The organism is Alicyclobacillus suci (genome assembly GCF_017329615.1).
Taxonomy (GTDB): domain Bacteria; phylum Bacillota; class Bacilli; order Alicyclobacillales; family Alicyclobacillaceae; genus Alicyclobacillus; species Alicyclobacillus suci.
The window spans coordinates 23,448-50,372 of record NZ_JAFMTW010000003.1 but is presented as its reverse complement, the minus strand read 5'-3'; the positions used below and the strand labels follow the sequence as shown (position 1 = coordinate 50,372).

General features: G+C 56.0%; 28 protein-coding genes. 25 read left to right on the top strand and 3 right to left on the bottom strand.

The features are described 5' to 3' along the window. Nucleotides 1-9 precede the first annotated feature (9 nt). From alaS to J3482_RS02615, 13 genes are all read left to right on the top strand, one after another. Entirely contained in the window at nt 10-2,652 is a 2,643-nt protein-coding gene (gene alaS / locus J3482_RS02675; protein WP_206917344.1) for an alanine--tRNA ligase, read from the top strand. A 59-nt stretch (nt 2,653-2,711) separates the two neighbouring features. After that, nucleotides 2,712-2,990 carry an IreB family regulatory phosphoprotein gene (locus J3482_RS02670; protein ID WP_021298580.1) on the top strand — a complete coding sequence of 93 codons (279 nt, stop codon included), beginning with the start codon at nt 2,712-2,714 and terminating at the stop codon, nt 2,988-2,990. Then, nucleotides 2,953-3,384, top strand: a complete 432-nt coding sequence (gene ruvX, locus J3482_RS02665) for a Holliday junction resolvase RuvX (protein WP_223204223.1) — start codon at nt 2,953-2,955, stop codon at nt 3,382-3,384. The genes J3482_RS02670 and ruvX overlap by 38 nt, the downstream gene beginning before the upstream one ends. A 51-nt stretch (nt 3,385-3,435) precedes the next feature. Further along, on the top strand, nt 3,436-4,557 hold the full coding sequence (gene mltG / locus J3482_RS02660; protein WP_328702636.1) for an endolytic transglycosylase MltG: 1,122 nt from the start codon (nt 3,436-3,438) through the stop codon (nt 4,555-4,557). 121 nt (nt 4,558-4,678) lie between these two features. Then, complete coding sequence (locus J3482_RS21475; protein WP_206922010.1) at nt 4,679-6,304, top strand: penicillin-binding transpeptidase domain-containing protein; 1,626 nt, start codon at nt 4,679-4,681, stop codon at nt 6,302-6,304. A gap of 41 nt (nt 6,305-6,345) precedes the next feature. Continuing rightward, complete coding sequence (gene sigK / locus J3482_RS02650) at nt 6,346-7,119, top strand: RNA polymerase sporulation sigma factor SigK (RefSeq protein WP_146824005.1); 774 nt, start codon at nt 6,346-6,348, stop codon at nt 7,117-7,119. 71 nt (nt 7,120-7,190) lie between these two features. Beyond that, entirely contained in the window at nt 7,191-7,874 is a 684-nt protein-coding gene (locus tag J3482_RS02645; RefSeq protein WP_236017821.1) for a YqeG family HAD IIIA-type phosphatase, read from the top strand. 4 nt (nt 7,875-7,878) lie between these two features. Further along, a complete protein-coding gene (gene yqeH, locus J3482_RS02640) occupies nt 7,879-9,075 on the top strand; it encodes a ribosome biogenesis GTPase YqeH (protein WP_146824006.1) in 1,197 nt (398 codons plus the stop codon). Further along, complete coding sequence (gene aroE / locus J3482_RS02635) at nt 9,072-9,920, top strand: shikimate dehydrogenase (RefSeq protein ID WP_146824007.1); 849 nt, start codon at nt 9,072-9,074, stop codon at nt 9,918-9,920. The genes yqeH and aroE overlap by 4 nt, the downstream gene beginning before the upstream one ends. Continuing rightward, entirely contained in the window at nt 9,913-10,581 is a 669-nt protein-coding gene (gene nadD, locus J3482_RS02630) for a nicotinate (nicotinamide) nucleotide adenylyltransferase (RefSeq protein WP_146824008.1), read from the top strand. The genes aroE and nadD overlap by 8 nt, the downstream gene beginning before the upstream one ends. Before the next feature lie 22 nt (nt 10,582-10,603). Beyond that, nucleotides 10,604-11,158, top strand: a complete 555-nt coding sequence (gene yqeK / locus J3482_RS02625; RefSeq protein ID WP_188332313.1) for a bis(5'-nucleosyl)-tetraphosphatase (symmetrical) YqeK — start codon at nt 10,604-10,606, stop codon at nt 11,156-11,158. Between the two features lie 28 nt (nt 11,159-11,186). Next, nucleotides 11,187-11,549 (top strand): ribosome silencing factor, encoded by a 363-nt coding sequence (gene rsfS, locus J3482_RS02620; RefSeq protein WP_021297277.1) that lies wholly within the window; start codon nt 11,187-11,189, stop codon nt 11,547-11,549. Continuing rightward, the gene (locus J3482_RS02615; RefSeq protein WP_146824009.1) at nt 11,546-12,265 is read left to right on the top strand and encodes a class I SAM-dependent DNA methyltransferase; all 720 of its coding nucleotides are present in this window, start codon (nt 11,546-11,548) and stop codon (nt 12,263-12,265) included. The genes rsfS and J3482_RS02615 overlap by 4 nt, the downstream gene beginning before the upstream one ends. 42 nt (nt 12,266-12,307) lie before the next feature. Here J3482_RS02615 and mntR read toward each other — a convergent pair whose 3' ends face one another. After that, nucleotides 12,308-12,718, bottom strand: a complete 411-nt coding sequence (gene mntR / locus J3482_RS02610) for a transcriptional regulator MntR (protein WP_081654158.1) — start codon at nt 12,716-12,718, stop codon at nt 12,308-12,310. A 224-nt stretch (nt 12,719-12,942) separates the two neighbouring features. Between mntR and J3482_RS02605 the strand changes: the two genes are divergently transcribed. The 5 genes from J3482_RS02605 (at nt 12,943) to J3482_RS02585 (ending at nt 18,095) form a co-directional block, all read left to right on the top strand. Then, on the top strand, nt 12,943-13,791 hold the full coding sequence (locus J3482_RS02605; RefSeq protein WP_206922009.1) for a ComEA family DNA-binding protein: 849 nt from the start codon (nt 12,943-12,945) through the stop codon (nt 13,789-13,791). Nucleotides 13,792-13,826: 35 nt separating this feature from the next. Beyond that, nucleotides 13,827-15,392 carry a ComEC/Rec2 family competence protein gene (locus J3482_RS21470; protein WP_206922008.1) on the top strand — a complete coding sequence of 522 codons (1,566 nt, stop codon included), beginning with the start codon at nt 13,827-13,829 and terminating at the stop codon, nt 15,390-15,392. A gap of 115 nt (nt 15,393-15,507) precedes the next feature. Next, complete coding sequence (locus J3482_RS02595; RefSeq protein ID WP_146824012.1) at nt 15,508-16,689, top strand: NAD(P)/FAD-dependent oxidoreductase; 1,182 nt, start codon at nt 15,508-15,510, stop codon at nt 16,687-16,689. Between the two features lie 87 nt (nt 16,690-16,776). Next, nucleotides 16,777-17,781 carry a DNA polymerase III subunit delta gene (gene holA / locus J3482_RS02590; RefSeq protein WP_328702260.1) on the top strand — a complete coding sequence of 335 codons (1,005 nt, stop codon included), beginning with the start codon at nt 16,777-16,779 and terminating at the stop codon, nt 17,779-17,781. A 20-nt stretch (nt 17,782-17,801) separates the two neighbouring features. Next, a complete protein-coding gene (locus J3482_RS02585) occupies nt 17,802-18,095 on the top strand; it encodes a small, acid-soluble spore protein, alpha/beta type (protein ID WP_188332314.1) in 294 nt (97 codons plus the stop codon). A 30-nt stretch (nt 18,096-18,125) separates the two neighbouring features. Here J3482_RS02585 and rpsT read toward each other — a convergent pair whose 3' ends face one another. After that, entirely contained in the window at nt 18,126-18,404 is a 279-nt protein-coding gene (gene rpsT, locus J3482_RS02580) for a 30S ribosomal protein S20 (RefSeq protein ID WP_021297269.1), read from the bottom strand. Between the two features lie 108 nt (nt 18,405-18,512). Here rpsT and gpr point away from each other — a divergent pair, with 108 nt between their 5' ends. Further along, nucleotides 18,513-19,568 (top strand): GPR endopeptidase, encoded by a 1,056-nt coding sequence (gene gpr / locus J3482_RS02575; protein ID WP_206922007.1) that lies wholly within the window; start codon nt 18,513-18,515, stop codon nt 19,566-19,568. Between the two features lie 199 nt (nt 19,569-19,767). Here gpr and J3482_RS02570 read toward each other — a convergent pair whose 3' ends face one another. Further along, a complete protein-coding gene (locus J3482_RS02570; protein WP_223204225.1) occupies nt 19,768-20,589 on the bottom strand; it encodes a lytic transglycosylase domain-containing protein in 822 nt (273 codons plus the stop codon). A 221-nt stretch (nt 20,590-20,810) separates the two neighbouring features. Between J3482_RS02570 and J3482_RS02565 the strand changes: the two genes are divergently transcribed. The 6 genes from J3482_RS02565 (at nt 20,811) to grpE (ending at nt 26,909) form a co-directional block, all read left to right on the top strand. After that, nucleotides 20,811-21,305, top strand: a complete 495-nt coding sequence (locus J3482_RS02565; RefSeq protein ID WP_146824015.1) for a hypothetical protein — start codon at nt 20,811-20,813, stop codon at nt 21,303-21,305. Nucleotides 21,306-21,392: 87 nt separating this feature from the next. Beyond that, nucleotides 21,393-22,061 (top strand): cation efflux transmembrane domain-containing protein, encoded by a 669-nt coding sequence (locus J3482_RS02560; RefSeq protein WP_236017820.1) that lies wholly within the window; start codon nt 21,393-21,395, stop codon nt 22,059-22,061. A gap of 102 nt (nt 22,062-22,163) precedes the next feature. Further along, on the top strand, nt 22,164-23,972 hold the full coding sequence (lepA, locus tag J3482_RS02555) for a translation elongation factor 4 (protein ID WP_328702258.1): 1,809 nt from the start codon (nt 22,164-22,166) through the stop codon (nt 23,970-23,972). A gap of 5 nt (nt 23,973-23,977) precedes the next feature. Further along, a complete protein-coding gene (gene hemW / locus J3482_RS02550) occupies nt 23,978-25,159 on the top strand; it encodes a radical SAM family heme chaperone HemW (protein WP_236017819.1) in 1,182 nt (393 codons plus the stop codon). 82 nt (nt 25,160-25,241) lie between these two features. Next, entirely contained in the window at nt 25,242-26,279 is a 1,038-nt protein-coding gene (hrcA, locus tag J3482_RS02545) for a heat-inducible transcriptional repressor HrcA (protein WP_206922006.1), read from the top strand. 48 nt (nt 26,280-26,327) lie between these two features. After that, on the top strand, nt 26,328-26,909 hold the full coding sequence (gene grpE, locus J3482_RS02540) for a nucleotide exchange factor GrpE (RefSeq protein WP_438938604.1): 582 nt from the start codon (nt 26,328-26,330) through the stop codon (nt 26,907-26,909). The last annotated feature ends 16 nt before the right edge of the window (nt 26,910-26,925 follow it).

Here is a 26,925-nt window from a genome sequence, read left to right as displayed (position 1 = left end):
ATACCTGAGATGAAGCCATTATCCGGTCAACAAATTCGGCGGCTGTTTAAAGAATTTTACGCCGAGCGCGGGCACAGCATCTTTCCAAGCGCGAGCCTCGTTCCGCATGATGACCCGACGCTACTTTGGATCAACGCTGGCATGGCGCCCTTGAAGCCTTATTTCGATGGGCGCGAGATCCCGGAAAATCCGCGGATTGTCAATTCTCAAAAATGTATTCGCACCAACGACATTGAAGAGGTCGGGCACACGGCGCGCCACCAGACGTTCTTTGAGATGTTGGGGAACTTCTCGTTTGGCGATTACTTTAAGCGGGAGGCTATCACCTGGGCGTGGACGTTTTTGACGGAGGTATTGGAACTGGACGGGGAACGCCTGTCGGTCACCATTCACGTCAACGATGACGAGGCTTTTGACATTTGGCACAACGAAGTCGGGCTGCCTGAGGCGCGGATTTACCGCGGCGAGGAAGATAACTTTTGGGAGATTGGCGAAGGGCCGTGCGGGCCGTGTTCGGAGATTTTTTACGATCGCGGCGAGCAGTTCGGCTGCGGCTTGGACACGTGTCAACCTGGCTGCGACTGCGACCGGTACTTGGAAATCTGGAATCTTGTGTTCACGCAATACAACAAGGGGGCGGATGGCGAGTACACACCGCTGCCGAAGAAGAACATCGACACCGGCAGCGGGTTGGAGCGCTTGGCTTCTGTCCTACAGGATGTCCCTAATAACTTTGAGACGGATTTGTTCCGCCCGATTATCGACAAAACTGGAGAATTGGCAGGCCGCAGGTACGGGCAGCGCTCAGAGGACGACGTGCACTTCAAAATCGTAGCAGACCACCTTCGCACGGTCGCATTCGCGATTGGCGATGGCGTGTTGCCGGGCAATGAGGGGCGCAGCTACATTATTCGCCGCCTTCTGCGCCGCGCCGTTCGCAGTGGTCGTCGCTTGGGCATTGAAAAGCCGTTTATGTATCAACTCGTCGATGTGGTGGACGAGATTATGGGCGCGGATTACCCCGAAATTCGCGAGAAGCGCCAGTTGATTTCCCGCGTGGTGAAGACCGAGGAAGAGCGGTTCCACGAGACGCTGATTGAAGGGGAGGCGCTCTTGGCCGATGTGATTGGCTCCTTGCAGGCGACGGGTCAGACGGTCATCTCCGGGGATGACGCGTTTCGGTTGTACGATACCTACGGATTCCCTATCGACTTGACGGTTGAAATTGCGAGTGAGTCTGGGTTCACGGTTGATCGCGATGGATTCGAACGGGCTCTCGAAGCACAGCGGGAACGCGCTCGCGCCGCTCGTCACACGAACGAGGGAATGAGCAGTCAGCGCGGTGTTCTGGAGACGTTTACCACACCGTCGACGTTCGTCGGCTACGGACAGCTCACGGTGGACGCCGAAATTATCGGCCTCGTCCGGGATGGTGACTGGATTGACGGGGCGGGTGTCGGTGACGAGATTCAGGTCATTCTCGACACGACGCCGTTTTACGCGGAAAGTGGCGGTCAGGTCGCGGACAAAGGAGAAATGGTTGGGCCCGCCGGGCGCGCGGAAGTGCTTGATGTCAAGAAGGCGCCGCATGGCCAAAATGTGCATACCGTGCGCGTGGTCGATGGGACGCTGCATCAGGGCGACGCGGTTCGTGCAGTTGTCGATGCTTCACTGCGCAAAGACACTGTGAAAAACCATACGGCGACACACCTGCTGCACAAGGCGCTGCGAGAAGTGTTGGGGACGCACGTGGCGCAGGCGGGATCGTTGGTTGAGCCAGAACGGTTGCGTTTTGATTTCTCGCACTTCGGACCGCTGACGGAGGAAGAGTTGCGGGATGTCGAGACGCGTGTGAATGCCGTGATTTGGCGCGACGACGCCGTGGTCATTGAGGAAATGGACATCGACGCGGCAAAGGCGATGGGCGCAATGGCGCTGTTTGGCGAGAAGTATGGCAATCGCGTGCGCGTCGTTCAGGCAGGTGATTATAGTATCGAATTGTGTGGCGGTTGTCACGTTGAACGGACCGGTTTGATTGGCCAATTCCTGATTGTCTCGGAGACAGGCATTGGGTCGGGGACGCGCCGCATTGAGGCCGTGACGGGTCGCCACGCCTATGCGCTTGCCACAGCGCGCAAACAGATTATCGAACAGGCGGCATCGTTGCTCAAGGCAGGCGAGTCGAACCTAGTGGATAGGATTAGCCGGACCCTGGACGAGGTGAAACAACTTGAGCGCGAACTCGACTCTGCAAAAGCTCGGCTCAATCACGCGCGCGTCGGAGAGTTGAAAGACCGTGTCGAGACGATTGCCGGTGTGCCGGTAATTCGGGCCGCGCTGTCGGACATCGACATGGATGGATTGCGCCAGTTGGCGGACGAGTTGAAATCGGACAAGCCTTCGTACATTGTTGTACTAGGATCCGTACACAATGAAAGAGTGCAATTTGTAGCTGCCGTTTCGAAAGACTTGCAAGCGAAAGGTTTTCATGCAGGGCAAATCGTCAAGGAAGTGGCTGCTGTCGCCGGTGGCGGCGGTGGCGGACGCCCGGATATGGCACAAGCTGGTGCCAAGGATCCCGATAAATTGCCAGCGGCCATCGAAAAAGTTGAGGAGATTGTCTCGTCTGTCGCAGGAAACACACGGGCTTAAAGAGAAGAAGGATACGCGGAAGTATAGCGTTCTTGGACGCACGAGCGAGGTGGCGCAGTTTGACCAGCCGCGATTTTGACAAGACGATGCGGTTTGAAACGAGATCAGAGAATGCTGAGGCGCGCCAAGCATTTCAAGTGGCGTATCGCGCGCTCAAGGAAAAAGGCTACAATCCGATTTACCAAATCGCGGGATATTTGATTTCCGGAGATCCGGCTTATATCACGAGCCATCTGGACGCGCGCAATACGATTCGGCGAATTGAGCGCGACGATTTGATTGAAGAACTCGTGCGCGCATATGCTGCGCTACACGGCGATGCGGATTCTCGCGGTTGATTATGGAGAGCGCCGAGTTGGTTTGGCGCTCTCTGACCCGATGGGGTTTCTTGCGAGTGCGCTGAAAGTGATTCAGCGGCAGTCGGACAAGCAAGTGGCCGCTGAGATCGGCGACGTCGTACGCGAGTACGAGGTAGAGCGGATTGTGCTTGGCAACCCCATCACCATGTCTGGGGAAGTCGGGCAAAAGGCGCAACACGTCGAGAAGTTTCGCGCGCTGTTGATGAACGTGGTCGACATTCCTGTGGAGTTGTTTGATGAACGCCTCACGACCGTGAGCGCCAAGCGCGTGTTGCTTGAAGCGGACGTCAGTCGCAAGCGGCGCAAACAGGTCGTCGACGCCGTGGCGGCCACGATTCTTCTACAACATTATCTCGACGCCAAGTCGCACTGAGCGTATCATCGCTTGGTGCGACCCTTTGTGTGTCGAGGTGCTATCACCTTTGTGGCGTTCTTGTGCCGCGTTGAGGGAGGAGATTGTCTGGGGATTTTCCAGAGTGTGTTCCGCAGAAGGCTTGTGATTGTAGGAATTATCGTGGTGGCGTGTATTGTGTTGGCCATCATCGGTGTCTACATAGGGTACCAGCGGGCGCTGGCGCCGGTCTCCACGAGTTCGGCCACCCAAGAAGTGGAAATCGAGCGCGGTGAATCGGCAACGGATGTCGCCGAAGATCTCTACAAGAGAGGACTTATTCGCAACCGCACGGCATTTTTGTACTTTTATCGCGGACATCATGGCGTGTCTGGCATTCAGGCAGGGACGTACGCGCTTGCGCCAAATATGAAACCGGCGCAAATTCTGTCCATTTTGACGCACGGGCAGGTCGTGTCGGATGCCATCAGCGTGACCATCCCTGAGGGGTACGATGTGCAAGAAATCGCAACGACCTTGCAGGAGCACGGAATTTGCCAATCTGCGGCGTTTCTCAAGGCGGTGCAAACGGCATCCGTGAAGGCCCCATTTATAGCGCAACTTGCAAATCGCAAGGACGTCCGTTATCGCTTGGAGGGATTTTTGTTCCCGGATACGTATCAGTTTCAGCCGAACGAGCCGCCGGTCGAAGTGATTGACGAAATGCTTGAGGACTTTCAGAAGCGCGTGTTGACGCCGGCCAATGTGGCGCAGATGAAAGCGAGTCACTTGACGCTTAACCAACTCATCACCGAAGCTTCGTTGGTGGAGAACGAGGCACAGGTGGACAAGGAGCGCCCGCTGATTGCTAGCGTCATTCAGAATCGCCTCAAAAAAGGCATGAAACTGCAAATCGATGCGACGGTGGAATATGCGCTTGGACACCACGTGGACGTGGTTACCGACGCAGATCTCGAAAATGCCAAAGGTCCATACAACACCTATTTGCACGCGGGCTTGCCGCCTGGTCCGATTGGCAGTCCGGGACTTAAGAGCATCGAAGCTGTATTGAAACCCGCGAAGACCGATTACCTTTATTATGTGGCCAAAGGTGACGGCAGTGGCGAGCATTATTTCTCCACAACGTACGCACAACAACTGCACAACGAGCAGTTGCGTACGCAGAATTTGAAGAAACAAGCCGACAATCCGTAACATTTATCTCGATTGTTGCTCGTTTGTTGTTCGGTCTGTAGATTTGTCCGACTAGGTCGCGCGCCCATTCTGCATAGGGATTCCAATCTTGGACAATCTATATGCAAGGAGTTTGGTTGCGGTGGGAAAGTCAGAACTGCGCGTTCGTCGGTTAATTTGTTTCTATGCGATTTGGATCATTTTGAGCGCCGTCCTATTGGGACGGCTTTTTCTCGTGATGGTGTTTCCGCACGGTTTTCTCGCTGGCGCGGGCGGGGTATCTGTTCCGCGTTGGAAGCTTGACGCGGAGCATTTTGACCTTGAAATGACCAGCGACGCTCGCGGGCACATCGAGTTTGCGGACGGTCGGTTGTGGCAGGCATCGGGGATGGCAGGTAACGTTAAACAGTCGGGTGGACAGCAGGCTGATGTGAGCTCACCTGCCACGCCGCAAGCGATTGAGGCGCTTGATTCTGCACATTCGGATTCTGCGCGCGCGTCGGTGGTGGCGCCGGAAATTGTCGGCGCTATCGGCTTGCCGGACGTCTGGCCGAAGGCTGGTAAGGTGGTGCCTGAACAAGGGAGATCCGGCCTCGAATACACATTTGACGCGTTATTGTCTGGGCGCAGACCGGGGCTTATCGGGCAAATCGCACCACCGACGGGGGCAAGTGAGGTGCCGCCTGCGATGAAACCGAGTGAAACGTTCACGCTCACGCCCATTTCAGGGAAAAACGTGGTGACGACCATGGATGAGTCCAAACAGCGCGCTGCCGAACAGCTTCTGCGCGCTGCGGGTGTCGCGCATGCGAGCATCGTGTCCATCGCCTTGCCAGACGGCGACATATCGGTTTTGGCTTCGGCGAATCACCAGTTCAGTGACGCGCTACGCGCTATCGCACCCGGGTCCGTGTTCAAATTGGTCACCGGTGCCGCTGCTTTAGAGTCTCATACATACCGCTCAGACGCTCACTTCGTCTGCCGCGGCTTTCTTCGCATCCCGCGTGTGCGGTTGCACTGCTGGCGCACGCACGGACGCCTTTCGCTGCGCGAGGCGATTGCTCAATCCTGTGATGTCGCATTCGCCGAGATGGGCATTCGATTGGGCCGAACGGCGCTGGCCGTACAGGCACAGCGCTTTGGTCTTGACACGACCGGCCTCGTGCCCTATGGCGCCGAGGACATGATTCCGGGCGCAGATAAAGGGGTCGTTTACCGGCACAGCGGCGAGGATGAAGGATTGCTTGCGAACACGGCCATCGGCCAGGAGGACGTCCGCATGACGCCCCTGCAGGGCGCCTTGTTGGCCGCCACCCTCGCGGAGGACGGCAGGTATCACCGCGCACGGCTCGTTCGCGGCTTCTCTGACGCACAGGGTCGCTTCACGCCCTTTTACCGCCGCCGCGCCGACGCGACCGGCCGCGATGCCTGCTCCCCATATACCGCCTCCGTCCTGCGCGAGGGGATGTGGGCAGCGGTTCACAATCCATCTGGCACTGCCTATCCCCTTCACACCTACCCGATTGCCGCCAAAACGGGCACGGCCGAGTTGCCGAACGGCCACGTCAACGCCTGGCTCATCGGCTATCAAGTCAACGCGTCCGGCACGCCAATCTCGGCGTTCGCCATCTGCGTCGCTGATGAACCGAGTGCGCAAGCGCATGCCCACCTGTTCGCACTGGCCAAAAAATGGCTGGCGCCCCTAGCACCCCCAGCGCGCCCCAATTCCGCCGCGAGGCAGATTCAGTGTCCACGCTGCATAAATTAGGCCGAAGTCCCTGCCAAAACGCATGACGGAGGTGGCGTAATTTGTCCAGCATTTTGGCACTGCTCGCATTGGTTCTCAAGGATGTTTCCGTTTTTGTGTCCTATGTGAAGAACGGTGCGTTTCCGAAGCCGCTGTCTGCGGATGAGGAACGTGCGGCGATTGCGGATTTGATGAGCGGCAGCGAAAGTGCGCGGGAGAGCGCGCGCAATTTGCTGATTGAGCACAATCTGCGGCTCGTGGCACACCTCGTGAAGAAGTATGAAATGTCGGGCGAAGACCCAGAGGATTTGATATCTATCGGCACGATTGGGCTGATTAAGGCGGTTGAGAGTTACAAGCAGGGCAAAGGTACGAAATTGGCGACGTACGCGGCGCGTTGTATTGAAAACGAGATTCTCATGTATCTGCGCAGCACCAAGAAACATCGGCGGGATGCGTTTCTGTCGGATCCCATTGGCACCGATAAAGACGGCAACGAGATGACGCTTGCGGATTTACTCGGGTCTGACCCCGACGAAGTCGTCGATGTCGTCGACTTCGCGTGGGAAAAACAGAAGATGTATGAGAGTTTGCCGGTGTTGGCAGATAGGGAGAGAGAAGTGCTTTGCAAGCGGTTTGGGCTGCCCAATGGGGAGGAGCGCACGCAGCGGGAGATTGCGGCGGAATTGGGGATATCGAGATCGTATGTGTCGCGCATTGAGCACAGGGCTTTGACCAAACTGTATGACTCGATGCGTGGGAGCGGCGGTCGGAATGTGCGCAAGCGCGCAGTAGGCAGGGGGACACGCGCGAATTCGCAAAGGGATGAATCATAGGTAGCGTTCAAGTGGCATTCATCCAATCGAACGTCACTGCGTAAATCGTTAGGTGTTCGGATGGAGCGGTCATGAATCGACCGCTCCTTTTGTGTACACTAGGCATGGGCCGTGTGGCTGTGCTATCATGGTCTACCGCGTACATGACATCGTCTTGGCGATATTGCGTGTTTGAAACAGGTACTTCGAGCAAGCTGATAAATGGAACGGGTGATGTCGTGAGTTGGCTGCAGTCGTTAATGCCGAATGAATACGTTTCTTCAATTTATGAAATCGATTTGGAACGGTTGTGGAACCAAGGGATTCGCCTGATTTTGACGGATTTGGACAACACGTTGGTTCCCTGGAATCATCCCGATGTGCCGGAAGACCTCGCGGCGTGGCTGAATAAGGCGCACGCACGGGGGTTCCACGTCTGTATCGTGTCCAACAATTCGAGTGGCCGTGTCGAGGAATTTGCCGCATTGTCCGGCTTGCCAGCGGTCGGGGCCGCGAGAAAGCCGAAACCGGTTGGGTTCCTCGAGGCGCTGCAGCGGTTCGATATGCGGGCGGAACAGGCGGTCATGGTGGGGGATCAACTGTTTACGGATGTTCGAGGCGGCAATCGCCTGGGTATCTACACGATATTGGTGCTCCCGATTGAGAGCAAAGAATGGTGGGGCACGCGCATTGTCCGCAATGTCGAGCGCATGGCGATGCCGCTGTTGCGCGTGCGTGGGCTGAAGCGCCCCGATTCGAATTCACTTCGGAGGTGAGAGGATGGATGAAGCGGTAAAGGCGGTTGTGTGTGTCGGTTGTGGGTCTCCGTTGCAGTCACAAGACGAGCAAGCGCCGGGCTTTGTACCGTCTAGCGCGATGGGCAAGGAGAACGTGTTGTGCCGGCGCTGCTTTCGCATACGTAACTACGGGGAATTTCTGCCCGTTCAAGTGAGTGAGCGCGAGTATCAGGCACAGGTCGCTCAAATTTTTGACAATCCGGGATTGGTTCTTTACGTCATTGACGTATTCGATCTCGCCGGCAGCCTCGTCCCGAACCTCGCCCGCTTTGTGATGAACAGCGACGTGGTGGTTGTGGTGAACAAGGTGGATTTGTTGCCGAAAGGCGTGCGCTTTGAGGCGCTGTCCGACTGGATTTTGGAGCAGGTGCGAGCGACACACGTGGAGGCGAACGAGGTGCTGTTTGTCAGCGCAGCGACGGGGATGGGCCTTGATTCGTTGTACCGGCGCGTGTTTGACGAGACGGACAGGCCCGTTTATGTCGTCGGGATGGCGAACACAGGCAAGTCGACGTTGCTCAATGCAGTGGCCAAGCAGTTCGATGTGCCCAATGACCCCTATACGGTCTCGCGTCGACCGGGCACAACCTTGGCACTGTCGCGTTTTCAAGTCGCGGGCCCGAACGGAACGGTGACGTTTGTCGATACGCCAGGGTTGATTCATGGTACGCGCGTGATCGATAAACTGTGCGCGGATTGCTTGAAGCGTGCGGTGCCAGACGCTCGACTGCGTCCTCGCGTGTACCAGTTAAATCCGGAGCAGACGTTGTTTCTCGGCGGCTTCGCGCGGTTGGATTTCGAATCTGGCGTTCGCCAATCCATCGTTTTATACATAAGCAATCAGTTGCCGGTGCATCGCACGAAGTTGGAGCGGGCAGAGGCGATTTGGGCACAACATCGCGACGACATTCTGCAGGTGCCAGGGCCTGAATGTCAGTCGTCCTTCACCGATTTGACGCCGCACCCTATTCAATCGACGCGGCGGGGGCAGCGGGTGGCGCAAGGGACCATCGCGGTATCCGGTCGCGGGCGTGATATCGTCATTCCTGGACTCGGGTGGGTCACGCTCTCCGGCGAGGCGTTTCGCGGTCGCTTGTGGTTGCCTGCCTGGTTGGATGTCGCGGTGCGGCCGAGGTTGGTCGGGGATTTGACGAGATTGAAGGAAGGGTTGTACTCATGAAGCTATTTGGTCTCCTCGGTTACCCGGTCGGGCATTCGGCTTCGCCTGCGATGATGAATGCGGCATTTGCGGCGGATGGAGAAACGGCCGTCTATGTACCGTTCGCCGTCACTCCAGAGCGAATTGAAGAAGCTCTTGTGGGGTTGTCCGCGCTTGGCGCCGTCGGCGTCAACGTCACGGTTCCGCACAAAGTTGCGGCGTTTCACTGGGTGAAGACACATACCGACGAAGCGCGGCGCATCGGCGCTGTAAATACGATTCGTTTCACGGAAGATGGCGCCATTGGGCACAATACAGATGTTTCCGGTTGGTGGAGATCAATTGGGCATCACGTCCAAAGCGCGTCTCCCAGTTTTGCCGTGATTGGTGCGGGGGGGGCCGCGATGGCTATCTTGGCCGCGATGGCTACGCATCGGCCGCAAGCCAATGTGACGGTCATCGCGAGACGGGCGTCGCAGGTGGCGGCACTAGCGCGTCGCTTTGATGCGGAACTGAGCATTCAGTACGCACCGTGGGAGAAGCGAAATGCGGTTCTGGCCGAGGCAAATGTCATTGTGCAGACGACGCCGATTGGGATGTGGCCAGAGGTCAATCAGTCGCCGGTGACGGACGCTGGCGTCTTTCAGCCGGGGCAGATTGTGCAAGATATTGTGTATCGACCGCGTGAAACGATGTTTGCCAGGTTAGCGAAGTCGCGCGGGGCAGTGGTAGTGGACGGAGCTGACATGCTTATCTATCAGGGTGTGGATGCCTATGAGTGGTGGTTAGGGCATCAAGCACCGGTAGACGTGATGTTTGCGGCTGTCAACCAACATCTTGCCCACGAGCAACTGGTGCATGAGTGAGGTGGCAGGGGTGTGCTATACTGTGGACAGTGGAACCACTTTCCAGCGACCAGGAGATTTACCAGATACATCAGCTGAGCGCGTGCTGTTGTTTGGGGGGACGTTTGACCCGCCGCACATCGGCCACTTGGCGATGGCACAACTTGCGTGGGAACAGACAGGTGTCGATGAAGTCTGGTTTTTGCCGGCACCGAGTCCACCGCACAAGGCACAAATTGGCGACGACACATTCTCCTGGCGACTTCGCATGGTTGAGGCGTTGATTGATGGACGTGCGGGATTGCGCGCCGTGCCAATTGAGATGTACCTGCCACGGCCTTCGTTTAGCGTAGACACCGTCCGAGCGTGTCAGACCTGGTATACAGAGACGAAATTTTCCTTTTTGTTAGGTACGGATAGTCTGGCACAGTTGCCCACGTGGCATGGTGCACAGGAACTTGTGAAACGTATCGCATTCTATGTAGCAGGCCGTAGTGGTTACCCGTTTGCAGCCGCGCTTGCAACCGTCCAGTCCGCTTTGTCGGACGTGCGGGCCACGCCGATAGAAATGCCGCTACTCGACGTGTCGTCTACGTGGCTTCGGGAACGCCTGGCAAATGGCCTTGATGTGTTTGGGTTAGTGCCGCCGCGGGTACTCGACGTGTGGAATGCCGGCCCGTAAGGCGGGATGGGAGGCGCACGTAATGGATTTGTCCCAGTTGGTCAACGATGTGAAAAACAGTCTTACCCTGCATCGCTTGCGGCATGTGGAAGGCGTTGTCGCGACGGCGGTGGAATTGGCAAAACAGGTTCACATTTCCGAGGAGCAGGCGGAGGTCGCGGCTTGGTTGCACGATATCGCGCGGGAGTGGCCGTGGGAGAAACTCACTGAAGCGTCACAGACGATTGAGGTGCCAGCAGGGTTCGCGAGTATCCCGATGCTGTTACATGGACCGATTGCCGCCCACCTCGGCAAAGTTCAGTACGGCATTACGGATGAACAGATTTTAGATGCCGTTCGCTACCATACTACGGGTCGGCCAAACATGACGACGTTGGATATGGTTTTGTTTGTGGCGGATGCGATTGAGCCAGGGCGCAATTATACTGGTGTGGAGGAGATTCGGGCAGCCGCAGCGCACAGTTTGCAATCGGCGGTGAGGCTCAGTATTGATAATACCATCCGCTTTTTGGTGGACGCGGGAAAACCGCTGTTTCCACTGACGGTCCTCACGCGGAATGAACTTTTAAAGCGTTAACGTGTAGCGAACTAAAGGAGGCGTGTACATGCAAATAAACGAAGTAGAGCGCGTTGCTCAGGCAGCTGCAAACGCAGCACAGGACAAAAAGGCGACGGATGTCGTCGTGATGAACGTGCAAACGTTGACGCCCATGGCAGATTTTTTTGTGATTTGCTCGGCGAATTCTCGACCACAAGTAGAATCGGTGGCACGGGCTGTACGCGATGAGTTGAGCGAGTTGGGCGTGACTTGCAGAGGCGTTGAGGGAATGGACGAAGCCCGCTGGGTACTGCTCGACTTCGGTGACATCGTGGTACACGTGTTTCGACCAGAGGATAGAGAGTTTTACCATATTGAGCGTTTGTGGGGAGAAGCTGACGTCTACACAGTCGGTGAGTCGTCCACGTGACAGCTTACGAACAGTTCGCAAGTGTTTACGATATTTTTATGGCAGACGCGCCATATCAACCATGGCTTCACTTGATTGAATCGCGTTGGCAGATTACAAACTTTCACGTGGCCGATGTAGGATGTGGCACGGGCACACTGACCGTGCCACTGGCGGCGAAGGCACGCACGTGCGTCGGCGTTGATGCGTCGGAAGCGATGTTGGCACAGGCGCAGGAGCGGGCGTACGACGCACGTGTACACGTGGAGTTGCTTTGTCAGGATGTACGGGCTTTGCGGCTGCCGCGTCCCGTTCACCTTGCGGTTTCGACTTGTGATGTGGTGAATTACATTCCTGGAACCGATTTGCGCCAAGTGTTTCAGGCAGTGCATGACGCGCTAGTGCCGGGTGGCACATTTGCGTTTGACATCATCGGTCCCGCTCGTTTGGCTGCATTGGCGGATGGTTATTGGCATCAAATTGAGGAGGACGCTGTCTTATTGCATGAGACGCGCGTGGTTGGGCAGACGATTGAACATGACGTTCACGCGTTTGTGCAAGTTGATGACGGGTTGTATGAGCGCGTTGAAGAACAACATCTTCAATACTTTCATTCCGAAGCAGATATTTCAGCTGCGTTGCGAGACTGTGGATTCAACGTGTGCGAAGTACTTGCAGACTTCGCTCACAAACCAACGGACGCAGCAGATAGGCTCGTCTTTATCACGCGCGTATGAATTCGATGGATACGCTCAGTCAAAGTTGTTCATCGGTGGCCTTCATTCAGAGGGCGAAACGGTTGCCTGAAACGCCATAAAGGCCTCGAGTGCCGCTGGGTTCGCGTGAAAGAAGACCACTAGTGCTTGTAACGATTCCAGCGTGCGTGGACTGACGTGGTGTTCAATCCCTTCGACGTCGCGTTGAATCGTCTCTTCTGCCACGCCGAGCATACGCAGGAACTCAGCGAGCATGGCGTGGCGTTCTTTCATGAGTTTCCCCATTTTCTTACCGCGCGGCGTCAGTACAATGCCCCGATATTTTTCGTAACTGACATACTCGTTTTCGTCTAACTTCTGAAGCATCTTTGTCACCGAACTAGGTTGAACCGCGAGAGAACTCGCAATGTCAGAAACGCGCGCGTACCCCTTTTCGTTCATTAGTTCGTAAATTTTCTCCAAATAATCTTCCATACTGGGTGTCAGCACGCGGATACCTCCAATTTCTTCTACATCAATTTTACACGACCATCGAAATGCCCCGCAATCTTTTGTCGTCTTCATGTTATTGTATTCATTCGCGCCATTTGTCGTTTGCAAAGTTGCATATGGTTTAACTTGGAGCAAACAGGCGTTCAATGTGTCTAAATTGAATACCTCTCCATGTTGTGCACGTTCGAAAGGGAGATGATGCAATCGTGGGCAGGTCATCCAATCTCTGGCTCGTTGATGCAGACGATGCCGAAACGTTGAGCAAGGTCAAACGGCGCACTTTCGGGAAGGGGTACTGGCCGTTTCCCGCGTGGCTGAAGGTCGTTTTGTCAATGGTGTTGGCCGTGGGATTTGTCACGGCCGGATGCTTTATCGGCGCTGGCCAATCGACAGCGGGTACGGGAAGTGGGGCACCAAGTTCCACGATGCGACTGGGCACATCTGCGAAAACATTCGCAAATTCCTCCGCATCTTCGCCTGTACCGGCTGGGCTCTCCGATAGTCAGGTGAGCGAGGGATTCATTCAGGTCGATGTTCACGGCGATGTCGCCCGGCCAGGTGTTGTCAAAATCCCGCCGAATTCGCGGGTGAAAGATGCGATTCAAGCGGCTGGTGGGTTTCTGCATGCGGCCGACAAAATGAGCGTGAATGCGGCGGCACTCCTGTGGGATGGTGAGGAACTGGATGTGCCTGTAGCGACACGGACAGCCTTGCGTAGCGCCGGGGGACCCGCATCCGCAGCGCCAGCTACAGCGGACCCTGCGATGGGTGGAAATGACCATCCAGACGTTGCGTCCAGCGAAGATGTCACAGGTGCGTCGAGTTCCTCTTCGTCAAGTCAGAGAATTGATTTGAATACAGCCGATGCGACGACGTTGGAATCATTGCCTGGCGTGGGGCCGAAACGAGCGTCTGCAATTGTCTCTTATCGCTCGGCGCACGGACTCTTTCAATCAGTCGACGATTTACTCAATGTCAAAGGGATTGGTTCGAAAACGCTCGCAGAATGGGCGCCTAACTTGTACGTGGACGCCCAGACCGGAACCGGGCAGTGAAATCCTACGCCCGATTGGTGAATGTGGGCGCGTGGGTGGCTGTCGGTGCGCTCGTGCTTTCTGCGCATAGCTTCATATCGCAATCGCACCTTCAAACGTTTATCGAGGTGGCACTGGGCTGGAGCATTGCGGCGGCCGTGTTGGCGGTGGTTATCAGTCGACGCTTCCTGCGAGTGGCATTGGCTTACCTCTGTTTGCTTGGCGCTGCGCTGGCACTGGGATGGCTGCACAGTGCCGATGTGGCGCCGCGCCCGACTGTCATCGTCGGAGCACCGACTGTCATCCGCGGCACGGTCACAAGTGCCGCGGTCTATGGAAGTGAGACGTTGTATCAGATAAACGTGCGCCATGAGGGTACGGGGACGGGCCAACGACGATGTGACTACACAGTGTCGTGGCGTCCTACGAGCCACGCTGTCCAACCCCTTTTCGTGGGAGAAGGCGCGGTGTTATCCGGCATGTTTGTCGAAGCGGATGGGGCAACGGCGGCAAATACCGCACGAGCGATTGATTTATTGTCTCCGCTTTACACGTTTCGAGGGCAACTGCTCAGTGTTCAGCCGGCGCGAGGTGCCCTCGCTGATTTGCAGTGGCTGTCGGGAGCGTTGAACAGGACGGTACCAAGTGCAGACGCTGCGTTTGCAAATGTCGCTTTGTCGATGGTCGTCGGGCGGGCGGCAGCGGTGCCAACTGCTACGCAAACGTTATTTCTCGACGCCGGGGTCATGCACCTGCTCGCGGCCAGTGGTGCCAATGTGGTTTTGGTATTGCGCGTCAGTGGATGGGTTTGGAAAGGCGTTGTGCGCCTGTTGCGGATCCAAGTCAAGATGCTTTCTATTTTGTACCAACTTGCGGTTATTTGGGGATTTGTCTGGCTTTGTGGCGGGGCAATCCCCATTGTCCGAGCCGGCGTCTTCGCGTCGTATACTGTCCTTGCGCGCGCGTGCGGCCGTCGGGTGCACCCGTTTACGGCGCTGTCGATTTCAACATTTCTGTTTGCGCTTTGGTCGCCGGAGGAAATCTCGACGGTCAGCGGAATCTTATCGACAATGGCAGCGTTTGCGATTTTCCAGGCGACACAGCTGTTGCCAGGCCATTGTCCGCGCCGCAGCGCACAGAGGGTACGGCCGCGTTGGTTTGTGTCTTTGGTGCGTAGCGCGTGCTCGCACGGGGGGACATTGATGCTCGTCAGTTTGTTGATTGACGCCTATATGATTCCGTTAATTTGGTGGCTATTTGGACAATTGACGCCGTATGGTGCCGTTGCGACGGTCGTTGTCGAGCCGTTGCTCCTCCTGCTTCTCCCGTTGACACTATTGTGGTGTGGGGTCGTTGTAGTTAGTCAGTGCCTTCCGTTATCTCAAGCATTTGCAGACGTTGGACACGGCGTCGGCCTGACAGATGTGGGACTTGTTCGTGTTTTGTGTTTCGCTCTACAGAAATTTGTAGCGCTTCCGCACAGTTTCGACGTCATGCCGCAGCTTTCGACTGGGTGGTTGCTGTCCTATTACGGGTTACTTTTGCTGTGTCAGCGACCGACGGGGATTTTGCGCGTTCTAGTTCGTCTGATTGCTCGTATGAATGCGCATCAAATCGTGTAAATTAAAAGTTGTTGTGCTATGATTAAAAACTGGATAGAGCTTGATGGCCGTGCAGAGGCCGCTAGCAATGCTTGGAATCATAAAATATGCGGTATGGAACTGGAGAGGACGAGCAATGACCAAAATTGTGATTGTCGGTGCCGGTTATGCGGGAATGGCAGCAGCTGCTCACCTGGATAAAGCGGGTACGCCTTTCACCATCGTGAACAACCATGATTATCACTACTTGACGACGCTGTTGCATGAAGCTGCAGGCGGACGTGGCCCTGGGTCGAACTATCAGGTGCCCATCAAAGAAGTGCTGCGCCAGGATTCTTCTGAGCTGGTCGTCGACCAGATTACGGGGATTGACCGCAATAAGAAGGTCGTTGTCGGGCAATCCGGTGAGTACGCCTACGACTATTTGATTTACGGCTTGGGTTGGGTATCGGAGTACTTCGGTATCAAGGGCCTTAAAGAAAACAGCTTGAGCATTACCAATTTGGATTCGGCTGTCGGGATTCGCGAGCACATTGAAAACGAGTTTAAGGCATACGTCAAAGATGGGGACAAGCGACACCTACGCATTGCACTTGGCGGCGCTGGTTTAACCGGAATTGAATTGATGGGTGAATTGCTCGAATACCTGCCACAGTTGTGCAAGTCTCTCGATATTCCGTTCTCGGAAGTCGACGTGCAGTGCATCGAAGCGATGCCGACGATTCTGCCGATGGTCGCGCCACACCTGCGCCCGTATGTCGCTGAGACATTGACGAAAAAGGGCGGCAAGTTGCGCACCAACACAAAAATTATGGAAGTTACACCGGGTGTCGTTCACCTCGATGGCGGAGAGACTGTCGAAGCTGGCACGATTGTTTGGACCGGTGGCGTTCGCGCGAACCCATTGTTGACGGAAGCTGGGTTTACCGTGGATCGTCGTGGGCGCGGCAAGGTGAACAGCTTCTTGCAGTCTGCAGACGACGACCACATCTTTATCGTCGGTGACAGTGCGTGGGCTGAGGATGAAAACGGCAAACCGTTCCCACCGACGGCTCAGATGGCGGAGCAGATGGGCGCTTTGGCTGCGCACAACCTGCTTGCACAACTCAACCGTCAACCGATGAAGAGCTTCAAGCCGCGCAACTGGGGTACGCTGTGCTCACTGGGTTCGGAAGTTGGCGTCGGCGACGCGTTTGGCGTGCCTATCAAGGGTGTGACCGCTGCACTCGCCAAAGAAGGCAGCAAGGCGAAGTATTTGTGGGAACTGGGCGGCATGCGTCTGGCGGGCAACCGTACCAAGCAAATGATGCGCATCTAATGCTGTGCGCCTAGATATCCTGGAAAAGGCGCCTTCCTACACCAGACAAGGTATACTGGTGTTGGGGAGGCGTCTTTTTTGGATTTTGTGACAGCATATGAACAACTGACATCTGGCAAACTTGCGCCCGTATATGTGTTGTACGGTACGGAAGCATTATTTATGGATAGATTTACGCAGAAACTTGTGGAGTTGTCGGAGGGACAGGCGCTGGCGCGTTACGATTTTGAAGAAGATGGCGTAGAAGACGCATTGTTTGAATTGCAAAGTGTCTCGCTGTTTCTTGCGCAGCCTGTGGTGTTGATTCGCAATTGTACGGCGTTTCTGGCGCAAGGCAAGGCGGGGGCACCGGGGGAGGCGCTGGAGGCGTATCTTCAGAATCCCGTGGGTGAACGCACGCTGGTGGTGACGGTGTCAGGAGAGAAGCTGGATGAACGAAAAAAGCTGACGAAGGCGGCGAAGCGTCATATCGTGATTGACTGTCGGACACCAAAACCAGCGGTTGCCATGCGGGTACTCAAAGCGGAGCGTGAGCGTCTGCAGGTCCACCTGACAGACGATGCGCTGGAGGAACTGTGGAGGCGCACGGGGACTGTGACGCACGCGAGCAACGAACTCGAGAAGTTGTCTATCTATGCGCTGGGGCGAACGGTGACGGTGGAGGATGTGCGCGCATTGGTGGCACAAACGCTGGAGGAGACGGTTTTTGACTGGGTAGATCACGTCACCCAAGGCCATATTGCTCACGCCTTCGCGAATTTGCAGGAGGTTGCGCGCCAAGGGTACGATGCCTTGTCGCTGCTGGCAATGCTCGCTCGTCAGTTTCGCTTGATGTGGTTCGCGAAGGCACTGGGTCAGCGCGGGATGCGCATGGAGGATATCGCAAAGCAAGCGAAGGCGCATCCGTTTGCGATGAAGGTGGCGGATAAGCAGGCTCGAAATTTCACATTGGCGGCGATTGAGCGGCTCATTTGTCAAGCGGCGGATTATGAGTTGGCGGTCAAGCGCGGTCGGCGCGACGCGCAGCAGGCGATTGAATTGTTAATGCTCGCGGCCGCTGGGAGTACGAGTGCGCTACGGCGGGCAAAGTAAGTGCGAGGGGGTGCTTGCGGATGGCGGCGGATGAGCCGGGGAGGCAGCAAGTCCGAATTATCGGCTCGGATGGACAGTTGCACGTAGTCGAGCAGAGTGCGCCCGCGAAACCTCAGTCGGCTGCAAAAATGGTGGCAGATAAACTGCACGTCAAATATGAGGATGATGCCGACAATGGAGAACTGCGCGCGAAGGACGCTGGACGCATCGGCGGCAACTTAGGTGGACCGATGGTATCGAAATTGGTCGCGTTGGCGCGCCAGGAGATAGCGAATCAGCATGTGGCTTCTTTAATTGAGGCGACAAAAAAATAAACGACCCAAGAATGGGTCGTTTATTTTGACTCACGCGTTGTTGCTGGCAACAAGCTCGTTGAAGTGCTTGGTCAAGCGGGACTTTTTCCGCGAGGCGGTATTCTTCTTGATGATCCCCTTGGTGACAGCTTTATCCAATGCGCGGGTAGCCGTCAACAAAGCTGCACGCGCTTGTTCAACGTCGTGAGCAGAGAGCGTTGTCTCATACTTTTTAATGGTCGTACGGAGTGCGGATTTCATTGACATGTTCCGCGCCGTTTGACGCTCCGCGATACGGACGCGTTTCTCTGCAGATTTAATGTTTGGCATGAACGGTTCACCTCCAACTGCACAAAACCGGCATCTTTACAGACGAAAGAGAGTTTACCACATCATACGGAACGTAGCAAGATGGACAAGCAGAAACGGGGTGGGGTTATGACAAAAAAAGTGACGAGAATTCAAATTCATGGGCAACCGAAGTTTATCCCGCTGCAGGAGCGCCATCGTTCCCTAACGAGTTATAGCCCGCGCACAGACCTGGCGATGGAGGCACACGATCTCGCCCGTCAAGGTGGCCGCACGGTCAACGGCGTCGACGAGTACAAGGAGTCATTTGACGGCATCGAAGTCACGCGGGTGAAGGTTCGCACCAAAGTCGCCGAGCGGCGGCTCGGTAAGCGCAAGGGGACGTATGTGACGCTTGATATTCCCGGATTGCGCCGGCGGGATCCAGATCTGCAGGAGCGCGTGACCCGGGTCTTCGCGGACGAACTCAACCGGCTCCTGGATGTCCCGGAAGACGGTTCCGTGTTGGTCATTGGCTTGGGCAACGAACACGTTACTGCCGACGCGCTTGGCCCGATGGTCGTGACAAAACTATTTGTGACGCGCCACTTGTTGGAGTACATGCCGGAGGTGCTTGGCAACGGCCAAGGGTATCGCTCCATTGCCGCTGTCTCCCCAGGCGTATTGGGCCTCACTGGAATTGAAACGAGCGAAATTGTGCGCGGTATCGTCGAACGCGTCAAGCCGGATGCGGTGATTGCCATTGATGCGTTGGCGTCGAGATCGCTCTCCCGCGTCAACGCCACCATCCAGTTGACCGACAGCGGTATCCAACCGGGCGCTGGCGTCGGCAACAACCGTAAATCCCTCGACCGCGAGACGCTCGGCATTCCCGTCATCGCCGTCGGGGTGCCGACCGTCGTCGAGGCAGCCACTATCGCCAACGATGCCATCGAGTTGGTGCTCAACCAACTCCGCGAACAAGTGCCTGGCAATGCCGCGACTGCTCTCTTCGACCAGCTCTCGACCGGCGAAAAGTGGCACTTAGTTCGCGAGGTGCTCGACCCGATGGAAAATAACCTAGTGGTCACCCCGAAGGAAGTTGACGACTTCATGGAAGACGTCGCATACGTCGTCGCAAAGGGCCTAAACGTCGCACTGCACCCGGCCATGACGATGGAGGACGCGGACCTGGTCACGCATTGAGCGTGTCGTGGGTGGGGGCGCAGGCTTGGGCGGGCGACCGTGTATTAGACTAGGTGGGATGGGTTGTCAGCCCCGCGCGCCTGCGGTGGCGCCAGTGTCGTATTAAGACACGCGCCTGGCCCACCGGCCGCCAAGCCTACGTGCGCGAAAAAAGCCACCATCCGGGCTGCACCTGCGTGCAACGGATGGTGGCTCACTCTTATAAACTAGTAGAGGCGTTTGCGAGACCTGCGTGATTTAGGATACTTTGGACGTAGTTTTGTGTCTCAGCATAGGGTGGCACGCCTTGGTACTTTGATACGGCGCCTGGACCAGCATTATAAGCTGCAAGGGCCAACGGGACACTGCCGCCAAACTGATTGAGTAGCTGCCGTAAGTAGCTCGCGCCAGCGTCGACGTTTTGCGCAGGGTCAAAGGCGTTCGACACACCCAGCGACTGTGCCGTGCTCGGCATCAATTGCATGAGGCCTTGTGCGCCAGCGCTGGACACCGCGTTGGGATTAAATCCGGACTCTTGCTGAATCACGGCACTGAGCAGGGACGGTGGTAAGTTGTACTTTTCAGCCGTTGTGTTGATGATGGAAGCAAGGCTTCCACTAGGCGTAGGCGCAATAGCACTAGTTGACGCCAGCGTGCCCGTGGCACCTGTATCTACTACCGTGCCATTTGCACTCGTCGGCGTTTGCGACGTGGTGCCCGTGAAATTGGGTAGCAAGGATAAGAGCAATGGCGGCAAACTGTCGCTCGTGTCGATACCATTCAGATCTACCCCAGACAGTCCAGTGAGTCCTTGCAAAGATGCGGTGGACGATGAGTTAAGCTCCGTAATACCCGCTGGCGGCAGCGTGGAACTTTCTTCGCTGGCGAGCATTTCCAACGTCTCTTCCAGGATTTCTTCGAAAACTTGATTAGTAGATTGCCACTGGCTAACGATTTGGTTGCCTGTCGGCACAGCCGTTGTAGCTGTTGCGGCGGTTGTGTTCGCCGCCGTCGTCGTGCCAGTAACCGATGACACGTTCATCGATGCTTTTCCCCCACCGCTAGATTTCTACTCGATATGATTCGCCGCGCAAAGAACACATTCCTGCGTAGGTCGAAGGCTGTCCCATAGAAATCTTCTCCCGGATAAATTCTGCTGAAAACTTTGACGGTAGTGCTAATCTAGCAACCCCGTGCATAACGTTTACTAGAAGCCAGGACAAGGACGTATGGCATAGTGGATGCGCGAAAGGGTGGAGAGGTATGGCACAGGCCTTAGGTGCAATGCGGCGGCGGATCAAAAAAGTGGTTGCCGGTGTCCTTTTTGTTGGTTTGTTGGTGGGAGCGGGCGGCACTGTATTCACCGTGTTCGCCGAAGCGATGAGCCACTTGGGAAGAGCGAATGTGCAAACTGCGGTGCAAGTCGAGTCAGCGGACAATGCGGACAACCCGGCAGCGGGTGCAAGTGGTGCTGGTACACAACAGGCGTCGGGGGAATCGAGCGCACCCGCAGAGGCTTCCAATACATATCAACCGCCAGTGATGGAGTATTCCAACACAGAGCTTTCGCAAAGGGACAGTGCGAGCGTGGGACTGACTTCGAATGGGGACAATCCGAATCCGGATGAGGACGGTGTGAACAGCGCGCTGGCCGCGGCGATGGACTCGGGGGGCGTATATCTCGGTGAACATCTGCAGAATGCGTTCGGCGCCATGTTGAAGGGCGTCCTCGATACGCTGTTTATTAACACCAATTGAACATCGTGTGCGATTTGCGCGGTTCCCGTGCGATTCGTGCCTTGATATATCGGAGGACTCCATTCACTCAGACAGGGGGTAGCGCGGTTGGCGAGAGGATCCGAGACACACCGCGAAAAATTATTAAAAGGGGCCGTCGAGATAGAACTGCTCTCCATCGGCTGGATTATGACCGAGGCCATTCTCGCGGCCATCGCGGCGTATCGCGCCGGCAGTTTGTCGCTGTCCGCCTTCAGTGTCGACAGCGCGGTGGAGCTATGGAGCGGTATGTTGTTGGTGGTGCGGTTGTACGTCGAGATCCAGTCTGGGGAAGAGATGGCCTCCGGACATAAAATAGAGCGCTTTACAAGTGGGGTCATTGCCCTTTGTTTGTTCACCTTGGCTGGTTACATCTCGTTTCGCAGTGGACAGGTGTGGCATGGGCACCAAGCGGCGCAGATGACACTTCTGGGCTTGGTCACCGCCGCGGCCAGCAGTTTGTTTACGCCGTGGTTGGCGCTGCAAAAGTTGCGCTATGGTCGCCTTTTGCACAGTCCGAGTCTGATTGGCGACGCGATGTGTAGCTTCACCTGTGCGTACATGTCTTGGACGCTGCTCTTGGGTATGGGGCTCAACAGCCTATTTCACTGGTGGTGGGTCGACTCCGTGGCGGCGCTTGCCATTCTCTATTTTATTTTGCAAGAGGCGTGGGAGTCTTGGCATAGCTTCAAGTCGGGCGAGCCACATGTTCACGATCACGGCGTGCACCGGCACTGACCTTTGCCGCTTGTTGGGCGGTTTGTTCGAATGGTATAATCGGTGGGTGCAAGCCGCGCCTTGGCGCGGTTTATTTTGTGGTGCGACACAAGGAGGATTACCGTGTCAAACGCTACTCGCCAGTCGCGTATCCGGAACTTTTCCATTATTGCCCATATCGATCACGGCAAGTCGACGCTGGCGGATCGCATTCTTCAACTCACCGGTGCAGTCAGTGAGCGGGAGATGCAAGATCAGTTGCTCGACCAAATGGATTTGGAACGGGAACGCGGCATTACGATTAAGTTGCAAGCCGTTCGTCTGACCTACAAGGCAAAGGACGGAGAAGAATACGAACTGAATCTGATTGACACACCGGGACACGTGGACTTCACGTACGAAGTGTCACGCAGTCTAGCGGCCTGCGAGGGCGCGCTGTTGGTCGTCGACGCGGCTCAGGGGATTGAGGCGCAGACGTTAGCGAACGTCTACTTGGCGTTGGACAACGACCTGGAGATTTTGCCGGTCATCAACAAAATTGACCTGCCGAGCGCGGAACCAGAGCGCGTGCGCCAGGAGATTGAGGACGTCATCGGCCTGGATGCGAGCGAAGCGGTATTGGCGTCTGCGAAATCGGGGATTGGCATCGAGGACATTCTCGAGCAAATCGTCGCTAAGGTGCCTGCGCCAAAAGGGGACTCGGACGAGCCGCTGCAAGCGCTGATTTTCGATTCGCACTACGACCCGTATCGCGGTGTCATCGTCTACATGCGGGTCTTTAACGGGGTCGTCAAACCGGGGATGCGCGTGCGCATGATGGCGACGGGCAAGGAGTTTGAAGTCGATGAAGTGGGCGTGTTTAGTCCGCGAATGACGCCGATTGATGCGCTGTACGCCGGCGACGTCGGCTATTTGGCGGCGAGCATTAAGAACGTGCGCGACACGCGGGTCGGCGATACGGTGACCGACGCAGAGCGTCCCACGGCTGAACCGCTGCCTGGTTATCGCAAGACCAACCCAATGGTGTTTTGTGGACTGTATCCGGTCGATAGCGCAGATTATCAGGATCTGCGCGAGGCGCTCGAGAAGCTGGAGTTGAATGACGCGGCACTGACCTATGAGCCAGAGACGTCGAGCGCGCTCGGTTTTGGTTTTCGTTGCGGCTTCCTGGGCATGCTGCACATGGAAATTGTGCAAGAGCGCTTGGAGCGGGAGTACGGGCTGACGCTCATCACGACGGCGCCGAGCGTCGTGTACAACGTCTATCGTACAGACGGGACCATGTCGGCGATAGATAACCCAAGTGAGATGCCAGATCCGGATCGGATTGAGCGAATTGAAGAGCCATATGTGCGGGCGTCCATTTTCGTGCCGAAGGATCACGTTGGCGCGGTCATGGAACTGTGCCAGGAGAAGCGCGGCCAGTTCCACGATATGCAGTACCTCGATGAGGCTCGGACGACCATCATCTACGACTTGCCGCTATCGGAAATTGTCTATGACTTCTTCGACAGGCTGAAGTCATCGACGAAGGGATATGCTTCGTTTGACTACGAGCTGGTTGGCTATCGCGAGTCGAAGCTGGTGAAGATGGATATCTTGCTCAACGGCGACGTCGTTGACGCGCTGTCCTTCATTGTTCACCGGGACAAGGCTTACCCGCGCGGGCGCGCCTTGTGCGAGAAGTTGAAGGAACTGATTCCGCGGCAGATGTTCGAGGTGCCGATTCAAGCGGCCATTGGCAACCGGGTTGTCGCGCGCGAGACGATTCGCGCGATGCGCAAAAACGTCCTCGCCAAGTGCTACGGCGGCGACATCTCGCGTAAGCGCAAGTTGCTCGAAAAGCAAAAAGAAGGTAAAAAGCGTATGAAGCAAGTCGGCAACGTGGAGGTACCGCAGGAGGCGTTTATGGCGGTATTAAAAATGGAGTGAGGCAATTGACGCAACCTGTGAGAGACGAGGAGAAGCTGGCGACGCCCACATCGTTGTATGTACACATTCCATTTTGCAGGAGTCGCTGCTTTTACTGTGATTTCAACACGTATGTCGCGCCTGATTCCGTCATGGTGGATTACGTGGACGCCTTGGGCGCCGAGTTTGAAAAGCTTTCACAATCGGCACCAGGGCCGCTGCAAACGGTGTTTTTTGGCGGCGGTACGCCGACGCTGCCGAGTTCTCTGTTGCTCGAGCGCATGCTGAAGCAATTGCATGCGCATTTTTCGTTGGCGGCTGGCGCGGAGTTTACGTTCGAATCGAATCCGGATTCGGTGGACGAAGAGAAACTGGCGCTGCTGCGGTCGTTTGGTGTCAACCGCCTGAGTTTCGGCGCGCAGACATTCCGGGATAGGTTGTTGATGACCATCGGACGCGCGCACGACGCGCAGAAGGTCGTCGATAGTGTAGAGCGCGCATATCAACTTGGGTTTCGGCAAATCAATGTCGATTTGATGTTTGGCCTGCCAGAACAGTCCTTGGCCGATGTCGAGCACGCGCTGGACAAGGTGTTGTCCTTGCCGATAGACCATGTTTCAGCTTATTGGCTGAAGGTCGAAGAAGGCACGCCGTTTGCCAAGTGGCGCGATAGCGGGCAATTGCCGTTGCCGGGAGAAGATTTGGAGGCGGATATGTACGATTTAGTCCGCGACCGGCTGCAGCAGGCTGGTTTTGTTCATTACGAAATCAGCAATTTCGCAAGGCCAGGTGGCGAGGCGCGCCATAATCTCGTCTATTGGCGCAACCAGCCTTACTTGGCGGCTGGCGCTGGGGCGCACGGCTATGTGAAAGGCGTCCGCTATGAGAATATGCCGAAACTGCCGGACTATATTGGAACGTTGAAGGCAGGTAACCGTCCGATTTTGTCGTCATACGATGTCACTGACGCTGAGGCTGCGGAAGATACGATGATGCTCGGTTTGCGACTGGCCGAGGGCGTGTCAAAAGAAGATTTTGTTTTGCGCTATGGTGTGACTATCGAGGACGTCTATGGGGATGTCTACACGCAGCTTCTGGAACAAGGCTTGCTCGTCGAGACAGCCTCACGGGTACGGATACCGGCTCGGTATTGGCCAGTGGCCAATGCAATTTTTGAGAAGTTCGTGTCGGTTGGTGGTGCTGATTGACAACCGCCGCCACCGTTGCTATTGTCAAGACGTGGGCGTTTAGCACTCATGTAACGAGAGTGCTAACAAGGAGGCGAGAACAGTGCTGACAAATCGGCAGCAACTAATTCTAAGTGCAATTGTAGAGGATTATGTTCGCATGGCTGAACCGGTCGGCTCACGGGCGCTCGCCAAACATGAACAGATACAGTTCAGCCCTGCAACGATTCGAAATGAAATGGCTGACCTCGAAGAAATGGGGTATTTAGCACAGCCACACACGTCTGCAGGACGTGTTCCGTCGCAAAAGGGCTATCGGTTTTATGTCGATCACCTAATGCCTCAAGACCCGGTTGAACTGGATTCGACAGCCGAGGCATTGCGGGCTTTCTTCACGCAGCGCATGGATGAAATGGAACAGGTGTTTCGGGAGATGTCGACGGTCCTGTCGACGTTGACGAAACAGACAGCGATAGTTCTCGGTCCAAAGATGTACACAGATAAGGTTCGTAAGATTGAACTCATTCCGCTGGCGAAGGGGCGTGCAGTCGCCATTCTCGTAACGGATACGGGACATGTTGAGGATTGCACGGTTCATCTTTCGGAGGACATCCGCGTAGATGACGTGGAGTTTATCGTCAATGTGTTGAACGACAAGCTCGTTGGCGTCCCTGTGTCCAAGTTGCGCTCCAGCTTGTACAGCCAGTTGGCGGAGGAATTGACAAAGCGCGTCGAGCGATATGAAGACGTGCTTGCGATTGTCGAGGAGCTCTGCCAAGTGGGGCATCGAGAAGAGCCTGTGTACATCGGCGGTGCTGCCAATATGCTGAAGCAGCCGGAATTTCACGATGTCGAAAAGGCACAACCGCTTCTGTCTCTTCTCGAGGCAGGACATACGGTTACGCGTTGGCTGCCGCTTGAAGGACTTGGGATTCAGGTGCGCATTGGTGAGGAAAATCCGGAGGGGCCGCTGCAGGATTGCGCGGTCATTACGGCGACCTATAGTTTGGCCGACAGCCCTGTGGGACATATTGGTGTGTTGGGACCTACTCGCATGGATTACGGTCGGATTATGAAAATTCTCGAGTACACGTCGAGAACCATGACAAACCTGCTGACGCAGCGGATGGAAGGAAACTGATTTGCACGAGGCGCCGGTAGCCTTTCGACCATTGTGATTCAGGAAAGGGTGTTTCGCTTGTCTGAAGAAGCAAATGAACAAGTACAGAATGAGGCGGCAACTGAAGCGGAAACCGATGTAGAAGCAAAGGAAGCGCAGGCGGAGACGGAGACTGCGTCGGATGATGCGGCGCAGTCCGAGGCGCAAGAGGCGCAAGTGGATCCTAAAGATCAGGAAATTGCAGATCTGCAGCAGCAGTTACTTCGGACGCGCGCTGATTTTGATAACTTCCGTCGGAGGACGCGGGCCGAGAAGGAAGAACTCAGCCAGTTCGCCACGAAGAAATTGTTGTCCGACTTGTTGCCGGTGGTCGATAACTTTGACCGCGCGATGCAAGCTGTGAGTGACGCAGATGAGCAGATTCGGACAGGCATCGAAATGGTACATCGTCAGTTTCAGGCCATCTTGTCGCAATACGGCGTTACGCCGATGAACGCTGAAGGTGAGACGTTTGACCCGACGCGTCATGAAGCTGTGATGCAGGAGGCAGCCGAGGGCGTTGAGCCGAATGTCGTGCTGCAGGAGCTGCAACGTGGGTATCTGTTACATGACAAGGTATTGCGCCCGGCCATGGTGAAAGTGAGCGTGTGACGGGTTGTTCCGTCTG

Coding starts and splice junctions, on each gene's coding strand:
- ruvX (WP_223204223.1), top strand. CDS start 2,953: ATGCTGCGCTACACGGCGATGCGGATTCTCGCGGTTGATTATGGAGAG.
- rpsT (WP_021297269.1), bottom strand. CDS start 18,404: ATGCCAAACATTAAATCTGCAGAGAAACGCGTCCGTATCGCGGAGCGT.
- yqeH (WP_146824006.1), top strand. CDS start 7,879: ATGGATGAAGCGGTAAAGGCGGTTGTGTGTGTCGGTTGTGGGTCTCCG.
- aroE (WP_146824007.1), top strand. CDS start 9,072: ATGAAGCTATTTGGTCTCCTCGGTTACCCGGTCGGGCATTCGGCTTCG.
- mntR (WP_081654158.1), bottom strand. CDS start 12,718: ATGGAAGATTATTTGGAGAAAATTTACGAACTAATGAACGAAAAGGGG.
- nadD (WP_146824008.1), top strand. CDS start 9,913: ATGAGTGAGGTGGCAGGGGTGTGCTATACTGTGGACAGTGGAACCACT.
- J3482_RS02585 (WP_188332314.1), top strand. CDS start 17,802: ATGGCGGCGGATGAGCCGGGGAGGCAGCAAGTCCGAATTATCGGCTCG.
- J3482_RS02595 (WP_146824012.1), top strand. CDS start 15,508: ATGACCAAAATTGTGATTGTCGGTGCCGGTTATGCGGGAATGGCAGCA.
- J3482_RS02570 (WP_223204225.1), bottom strand. CDS start 20,589: ATGAACGTGTCATCGGTTACTGGCACGACGACGGCGGCGAACACAACC.
- J3482_RS02565 (WP_146824015.1), top strand. CDS start 20,811: ATGGCACAGGCCTTAGGTGCAATGCGGCGGCGGATCAAAAAAGTGGTT.
- alaS (WP_206917344.1), top strand. CDS start 10: ATGAAGCCATTATCCGGTCAACAAATTCGGCGGCTGTTTAAAGAATTT.
- rsfS (WP_021297277.1), top strand. CDS start 11,187: ATGCAAATAAACGAAGTAGAGCGCGTTGCTCAGGCAGCTGCAAACGCA.
- J3482_RS02645 (WP_236017821.1), top strand. CDS start 7,191: ATGAATCGACCGCTCCTTTTGTGTACACTAGGCATGGGCCGTGTGGCT.
- gpr (WP_206922007.1), top strand. CDS start 18,513: ATGACAAAAAAAGTGACGAGAATTCAAATTCATGGGCAACCGAAGTTT.
- yqeK (WP_188332313.1), top strand. CDS start 10,604: ATGGATTTGTCCCAGTTGGTCAACGATGTGAAAAACAGTCTTACCCTG.